The sequence below is a fragment of the Limnochordia bacterium genome, from assembly GCA_023230925.1.
GTDB lineage: Bacteria > Bacillota > Limnochordia > DUMW01 > DUMW01 > JALNWK01.
The window spans coordinates 1-8,564 of the sequence record JALNWK010000079.1; the positions used below are offsets into that span (position 1 = coordinate 1).

At 45.4% G+C, this 8,564-nt stretch carries 6 protein-coding genes; all 6 read right to left on the reverse strand.

The genetic code is table 11. The features are described from left to right. The coding region (locus M0Q40_11965) for a hypothetical protein (protein ID MCK9223310.1) at nucleotides 1–212 on the reverse strand (212 nt) is incomplete at its 3' end. A 333-nt stretch (nucleotides 213–545) separates the two neighbouring features. Continuing rightward, the gene (locus M0Q40_11970; GenBank protein MCK9223311.1) at nucleotides 546–1,457 is read right to left on the reverse strand and encodes a family 43 glycosylhydrolase; all 912 of its coding nucleotides are present in this window, start codon (nucleotides 1,455–1,457) and stop codon (nucleotides 546–548) included. A 162-nt stretch (nucleotides 1,458–1,619) separates the two neighbouring features. After that, on the reverse strand, nucleotides 1,620–2,270 hold the full coding sequence (locus M0Q40_11975; protein MCK9223312.1) for a hypothetical protein: 651 nt from the start codon (nucleotides 2,268–2,270) through the stop codon (nucleotides 1,620–1,622). Between the two features lie 238 nt (nucleotides 2,271–2,508). Further along, entirely contained in the window at nucleotides 2,509–5,202 is a 2,694-nt protein-coding gene (locus M0Q40_11980; protein ID MCK9223313.1) for a heparinase II/III family protein, read from the reverse strand. A gap of 44 nt (nucleotides 5,203–5,246) precedes the next feature. Further along, a complete protein-coding gene (locus M0Q40_11985; protein ID MCK9223314.1) occupies nucleotides 5,247–6,515 on the reverse strand; it encodes an extracellular solute-binding protein in 1,269 nt (422 codons plus the stop codon). Between the two features lie 352 nt (nucleotides 6,516–6,867). Beyond that, nucleotides 6,868–7,884 carry a LacI family transcriptional regulator gene (locus M0Q40_11990; protein ID MCK9223315.1) on the reverse strand — a complete coding sequence of 339 codons (1,017 nt, stop codon included), beginning with the start codon at nucleotides 7,882–7,884 and terminating at the stop codon, nucleotides 6,868–6,870. Nucleotides 7,885–8,564: the final 680 nt, after the last annotated feature.

Below are 8,564 nucleotides of genomic sequence, written 5' to 3' on the forward strand. Positions count from 1 at the left end.
GCACGAAACAATCGTCTGTATAACCGAAGACTATCGTAGTGGGCTTGTACCGCTCGGACTATATCCTTCATGTTCGCCTTACGATACCGTGCCTTACCGCATGGCTGTACCGGTGGTACACATGCAGGAAGGCCTTGTCCTATAGCCAAAGCAATTAGCGTTATCACGAGTAGAATGACGATGTCTTCTTTCTTTCGTTTCCTTAGTTTCATAAACAATTCCTTCCATGGAAAAAACTCTTATGAAAGGATTCTCCGCAAACAGTTTAGTCTCCTTCTTCAGAATTGTTTAGGCACTTCTCAGATCAATTCCCTTAATTCAGATCAAGCGTTCGTACTTCGCATTCTTAAGTCCCATAAGTGCAACCCCACCGTTTTTGGGGGCCAGAAGGTAACACCTCATGGTTTGAATATACTCTAGACTCTAGTCTGTGACAACCAGTCTACAGTTTACAATAGTCACTGATTCAAGGACCGCGTCCTAGAAACATGAATAGGAACGCCGAGTCTCCCAGCAAAGTTCGACTACTCACAGGTAGCGACTGACTAACCTAGATCGGGGGTAAGGCTGGGCACGTCGTTACTCCAATCAACTACCGCCTTCGACAAATACCATGTTTTCCCTAGATCGTTGTTGCCTTGGTAGAACAAATACGTCTGTCCATCTTCATCCACAAACACGAAGGGGTGGCCCGATTCACTTGAATTCCAGGAACCTGGTTGCCCATTCGGTAATATCGGTTGCTCTGATAACCTAGTCCAACGAATACCGTCTTTACTCATAGCACAGCCGATCTGTTGAGGTTTGTTATTGTAGGCACCAGCGTAAAACATAAATAATTTGCCATCCCGGTTACATACAGCTGGTGCCTCTATACAATCTTGTTCCCACCAAAGTTCTGGCTGTAGTATGGGGCCGGGACACAGCTGTACCCAGTTTTTTCTGGAGAACGTCGATTCTATGGGAGCTGCAGCCACGCCTAGCATCTGTTGCTTCATCAAAGGATCACGAGTCGCGAAATAAAGCAGAAGCTTATCTTTAAAGTGAATGACATCAGCGTCAATGGCCCGTCCACAATTCCATTCTCCCGTTGGACGAAAGACAGGGTTCGTTGGATTTCGGTCAAAGAGCACTCCATCAGTAGAACCAGCATGGCAAATACTGTCCTTCGGACCATTCCCATATGTCTGATAGAAGATATGGACTTGGTCTCGTAAGACAATGGCCCCTGGGGCACATATTCCATTCTCCTCATAGTCATGTTCAGGAAGAACCTCACCTATTTTGGACCATGTGCTCAGATCCTGGCTTTCCGCAACCCCTATGGCCCACGTATCATTTGTACGACCATCACCGTAAGGGGGAATCGAATAATACATAATATACTTGTTCTCGAACCTTACAACGGCGGGATCCTTAGCAACCGAGCGCCCGCGATCAACATCAGAATAATACATACTCACCACGCCTCATCCATCTAGTTTTCTAGCACTGACACCTATACACTTCCTTTGGAATAAAGGCCGACCATCCCAAGGGTACCTGAGACAGTCGGCACAGACTAAGGCTAACAAGGGAAAGCCTCGACATTACATATCAAGTTTGGAGCAGACAGCAAGCTACAACTGAGTAAGTGAAAAGTCGTCGAAATATACTGCTCCCTCTCCATACCAGTTAAATAAATTAACCTCTATTCTCTTGACATTCTCGGGGAAATTCACGGTAACAACGAGGGAGGACCATTCTTCAGTATTCCCTAGCTCCCATGGTGCGGGCAAGACATGGATGTTATCACGTACGTCAAACCAGCCTTCATCAGGATCCGCAAGCCAGTTTTCATCCCATTTAATCTTCTTTCCGTCTTCTCCGTATGCCATTAACCGCATCATTACATGGTGCCCCATCCAAGGCACGTTGCCCTTAGGCGATTCCCATGGACCGTCGATATCATAGAGATACCACACCTGAATCCGATATTTGCTGCCCCCTTGAATATCCGTCCTATAAGTGATACATCCCCTAGGTGTGCTGGATCCTGATATTTGCACAGAACGTTGCCCACTTCGGGCAGCTGTATCTACTACCGAAATCGCTACATCTCCCTCTGCAAGCCAATAATCAAACCCAACGAGTTTTCCTTCGGCATCGACCAATTCGAAATCGCCGTTCTCTACTAGGTTGATACCCTCTGCTCCAACCAAAACACAAGGAGATAGTAAAGCAAAACATATTATCACTAACACTACCGATATCCTAATGTTATTTTCCATTGTTATCCCTCCTGGGTTCATGGTTCAGTATTCCCGGGTCCTGTCTGCCAGACAGCAAAACACCTGTTGATACATACTAAACTAAACGTAGAAACAAAACATCCCATATCTCCTTCGTCCCTGCACCTTATCACTTAAGTATCTCGGTTATGACCCGATAGCATCATCCTCTCTAGCATATAGACACAGATTAGTTCACACCCTACTAGCATTGACAGTTACAGCAGTCCCAAACGATCTATTCCACCATCACCAAACCAACAAGCTTGACAGCACCAATCTGCAAGGATTCATTAGGAGTGCTCATCCCATCAAGAACAAGCTTAAACCAATTTGAGCTGGCTATTGCTTGACCTTCTAACTTATACTCTGTCCATCCGTTACTAGACGATATTGTAGTTACCGTGTAATCAAGTTCCTCCCAGTTCACCTTGTCAGAAGAGACATATAGGGTAATGGCGTCTTCACGAAAGTCTTCTCTGCTGTACATGGTTACAAGGTATTCCTTTAATTGAGGGGCTTCCCATATAATGTACTCGGACGAACCCGAAGTTCCGATTCGCCGAGAATCATCCCCGAATATATTCTCTGGTTTATTCGTATATGCCCATCCTTCTGACTCCATACTCGCCTTAGACAAGTTAATAGTCCCGAGTATACCTGCATCAACGGGAGCTTTCATATCATCTATTAATACCCAACGATTCTTTATTTCAAATTGCACTGAGCTAGAAAAACACAGGTTATCAGCGGTTGTCAGTTGCACGGTAAGCTGATACTGACCATCTTCGTACTGTGTTGTGTCAATGGACTTTGCCACAGGAAGACTCCCACCCCTGTAGACGATGTCGTTGTTTAACCGAACGGTTACGTTTTCAATATCGATCGTATCCAGCCCATCAGCTACAATATCCAAAGGTAAATAACCATGGCTCTTCATCCCCTTATAGGGGCAGTCAATATCAAGCTTCAATCTAGGCTGGGTACCCCCCCATAAGGGCACTTCGCTTCCTCCTGCTTCAAGCCACTGTGCCAACGGAAGTACCTCTGGCACTTGCCCAATACTCTCTCCTTCAGAAAGGGGTGTTAGCAGGACTGTTAGTCGTAGTTTTTTCACGCCAGATACCTTGATTGCCAGTTTTCTTATGCCTTGATTCGGATTCTGCCCTGATGGATTTGGTGAGCTTGAAAGCGGTTTAGCATCCATAACCATCAATTCAGCATTGCTTGGTGAAAGGATCCGCACCTCCAAGCGCTTGTTGTTGTTACTTAGTGTCGCCAGTTTCCCATCGGAGCTAATACTGATCTGTTGCGCCGTATGCATGAACCACCATACTGTTGACTCAATATCGTTAGTTATCTCATCTTGAATGATGACTTGACGCCGACGATCAAACAAAGCTACCCCGCGCATCACGGACACATTCTTGCCATACAAATTGTAGGCCTTACTCAGATCAGCAACCGCTAGTGCTTGGTCTGGCTTCGTGTCGTAGAAAGCAATGGCAGCCTTCGCCCGGGAATCTTGATCTATGTATGGCGAAGGATTGAGAACTAGAGTATTTTGTCCTTCGGCGCGTTTGCGATAGTAATTCCAGCGCTGTCCACCCAGTTTCCGACCTGTCTTATCCTGATCAAAATAGCCTGGCAAGTTATAGTCATCTGAACCCAGTTCAATGGCCCAACGTACACCTAACGCATCCAACACAAACGTTCCAAGATCCAAATCACCATGGGGGGCTGCGTTGTCTCCCCCTTTAAAACCCACAAAAAGGGCTTCTGGATCCTGCCAAGCACTACGAAAAGTGATTACCTCTAGACCCGGATAATATCTATCCAAGGGCAAAAGACTACTGTCTTGTTCTTCGCTATACCATAGCAAATTCCAGACACTGCGGTGGAGCCGCTCATTCACGCCACTAAGATCGGCCAAGCTCTGGGACTGCCAACGTACATATTCGGGTCTGTTAAATCGTTCCCCAAACCAATACATAACAGGTAGATTTGGCTCCCTAATGGTGCCATCACCGTAATGAAAGGCTAATCCAGTTGGTCCACTAATGTAGATAGGATACGTTCCAGCCTCTTCTACACCGATTCTATCAGTTAACCCATAGTCAGTACCGAACGCCGTGTTGAGGGTAGCTAGATAGGCAACCAAGTACTCCATCGAGTAATTCCAATAGTGTAGCCCTTCATCCCACGCTCCTTCAAAACCATCTAGTCTGTCCAAAAAGAACCGGATTGATCCCAAGGCCCTCTCCATAATCGTACTTGCGAGCTCGGGATACTCATCGGCCAGGGCAATGGCTCCAAGAGCCACTCCCGAATTGCAGACAACATTCCAGTTACTGATGTCATTGACCCACCATGCTGAATGACGATACGCATCCAGCGCTGGCTGAAGACCTTTTTGAACAATGATGTCAGCAATGTACTGCCGTTTGGCGTCATCCCATGCATCGTATAGCCAGTCATATCCTATAGCAAAAGCATGGGTCATTTCGGCGGTATCTAGAAAATGACTAGGATTCCAGTCGGGAAAACTGGCTACTGCCTGAAGTTCGAGCCATGCCCGGTCCACATATTTCTGTTCCCCAGTTGCTCTATAGAGAAATCCAAGGGTGTAGATCCGCGAAAGAACCTCCCTGCTTGTCGTTAGCAGACGAACACCATCCGGCAGTAGGTATTCAACTGGATCAATATAAAGGAGGTTGTCGCCAGCCGCTCGGATTTTTGAATACCACGATTCAAGAACGGGATCGTTTTCCATTCGCTCCTTAAGTCTTTCAAATTCGGTGTTATCAGCTACTAGTCTCGGATGTTTCGCCAATGGCAACCTGGCTTCTGCAGTCTGACCATATATAAGCGTAGCGCCACTAATAACTATGACGAAAATCAGGGAGAACATTGCTAACACGTGAAAATTCACCAGGTTTCATCTCCTTCCTTATAGGAAAGGTTTTTCGTTCCACCTTATTCTGTCATAGAAGCTTTCCACTCTTGTAGCAATCTGGTCCATAGGTCATGTGCGTTTTGTACAACTCTATTAGGCGGTATTCGCATGGAATACATTGCCTTGAGCAACTCCTCCACTTGACCCTGTGCTCGATTTCTGGGTGGAGGGACAATCGTGGTCCGAATATAGGGGATTAGGCTGTAAAACATCTCCGCGCCAGGCCATACCATCAGTTCAGGAACAATATCCACGCGGGGACTCACTGTACCGGTGATCTTGTGTATTTCCTCTAAGACGTCCTTTCGTGTTAGATATGCGATCAATTCCCATGCAAGTTCTGGGTTTTTGCATCCTTGAGGAATTGCCAAACCATTAATGAACCCTATAGCCACAGGATCATCTAACTGCGAACGACGCGGAGCAAATATCCCTAGATGACGAACCATCTCCTCAGGGTTATCCAGTTCCGCTAAAGACTTGTTAAACCAGCCTGGGTGATACCAACTCATAGCTGTCTCTTCACAGAATATTCCCCCAGACTGCGGTCCAGGTAGGTCCCCCTGTCTTGCAAGATGAAGATCCAAGAGCATTTGTGCTGCATCTATGGCTTCTGGTTTATCGAAATCTGATTCGAGTATATTCACATCGACCGGCTGTATCCCAGCCTGCAACATATACCAGAACAGATGTTGCGCATGTGCCGAAACGAACAATCCTCTCTTCTCAACGGATTGCTGATCACTCCCTAATACAGTTAGGCGTCGTGTCCACTCCACAAGCTCATCCCAACTCTCAGGGGTCTGGTCTCCATCAAAACCTGCCTGTTCAAAGAACAGCTTACTGTAGACGATTCCTCTCACATCAATGTCAACTGGCATAGCATAGATGCTACCTGCCCAACTCTGTGATTCCCATATAGGTTCCGGAATAAGGTCCTGATATTCCCACTGACCTAGGTACTTGTCTAGTGGCATCAGCAATCCAGCAGCGCCTTCCTCGTATGGTGCATAATAACCTGTGGTTATGACATCGGGAGCCATACCACCAATTACTGTGGTAATAAAACGGTCAACGCGTTCATCCCAAGTAGTATTCTCTAGTATCACCTCAACATTGTGTTGCCGCTCAAACTCCGGCAGAATGTTCTGCTTCAAAGCTTGAACCAATGACGGAGAGTAACCAACGCCAAGAAAGTGTATAGTCTCCTTTCCGCTAGCAATTGAGAATCCGACAGCGACAACAAACAGAACCATCCATATTTGCCTTATGAATTTCTTTACTTGCATTTCTCCTCCCACCTTTAAACGTTAGGCTAATAATTGTTACTCTTTAATATGTTCATTATTATGCAGAACTAATGAATCCTTCAGGTCGATAAGCTCAGTGAGTTTAGACAGGCAGTCCTTTCACAGTAATCGTACCCCTACCCTTAATACCCAAATCGTATGGATCAGCACAAAACAAGTCCCAGTAGGTTTCTCGATTCGGTCTATAACATCAGTCTTATTCTCGGTGCAGGCACTCCTCCATTCAAGAAATGATAAATACCTTCATTGTCTTTGGTATTGACTGTAACTACCTACCACTGCATCAACGGAACCTCATTCACCTCCATTCCTGCATCCGACCAAATGGCTGCTATTTCATACTGCAGACCGTGTTACCAATACGGAATTCCGGTCTAATCACGATCTGTTGTGGTATAATCCCAGGATTCTCGATTCTCGAAACAACAAGTTTTGCGGCCTGATAACCCAAATCGTAAAGCCCTAACTTAAAAGTTGTCAATACAAGGTTGCCATCCAATTCCGTAATGAAACCATCATGTCCAATGACCGACAGATCATGTGGTACTCTTAATCCCAGATCCTTGATAGCTCGTATTGCACCGAGCGCGCTTTCATCATTACAACAGAACACAGAAGTAATGTTATCATGCGCTTGTATTAGTTCAGACATCGCTTGATATCCCGCGTCCATAGTGAGGTTCTTGTGAAAAGAACAGTATTCTGGCCTATAGACTCCACCATCAATCAATACCTCTCGAAAACCGCAGAAACGATCTCGCATAGCTGTAGCATTTAAGGGGCCGCCTATGTAACCGATCCTGCAATGACCTTTTTTCAGGAAGAACTTGGCTGTAGTTCTTCCGACCCATACATCGTCATTGACAACACAGTTGATGCTACAACTGTCTAGATATCGATTGACTAGCACCAAGGGATTTCTGGCTCGGAAAAAGGGTTCAAGCAGGCCCTCGTTTACTGGAATTACACTTGGCAAGATGTACCCAGCCGATTCCGAATTGTCTATGATCTTCGTAAACTCATCAACTAACTCGTGGTTTTGCTCGTAGCTGAAGCTGACCATTCTAGTTGTATATCCCGATTCTTTGCAGAAGTCCGATATGCCTCTAAACGTCTCCATAAAAAAACAGCCTTCGGCTAGTTTCGTCCCTACACTCCCGGCACAAACAATAACCGTTAGGGTGTTTTTTATTCTACTAAGTCTTGGATGTACATATCCGAGTTGTTCGGCCACCTCAAGCACTTTTTTTGTTGTCTCGGCACTAATTCGTTTATCAAAGTTAAAAACCCGGGAGACTGTGCCTCGTGTTACTCCTGCTCTTTTGGCTATTTCCGCTTGGGTTACCATATTATTCTATCTCCTATAATAGTAATCTAATCTGGATAGGTATGCTACTCTAGTTCCAAAAAAATAGTCTTCAGAAGCGACTAATCCCGAGCCATAGCTTCAATTGTCCGCGTGTATGCATTATGTAGCATTCCAATGTTACCTCAATTATACCATGTCGGATACATATGTCAACCCCGGGAATTCGCGACATCTAATCTTCTGCAATAGTGTATAACAGTGTTTTCTCTACCTATGTCAACAAGCAAAACAACAAATATAGCCCAACTGGTCAGCAAGTTTATGCTACATTGTAGCATTCGTAATAGTGTTATGTATGTCATCCTCTTACAGTATCTGTATTCTATAAGAGCAATCTCTTAAGACAACGGGCCTCCCCTTTGGCGAATACTGCCTTCAGAGACTATATTTGTAATTTTTATCCAGCTCTACGTCTCCAAGATCTGATATCAGGAAAGCAGGCCTATTTCTGTAGCTAAATGCTGGCTGTACACTCCCGGTTAGCAGACATTACCATGGACAGCCGAGAGATCTTGAATTCCCTAAAAGGTTCATTCGTGTTAGATACCACAATAAATGAGACGGTTAGCGCGTACATTATTTGAGACTGAGGCATAGATATTGGAGGATGGTTCGTGGTTGTTTTGTAGCGTTGACCAATAGGATGGAAGGATATCGTA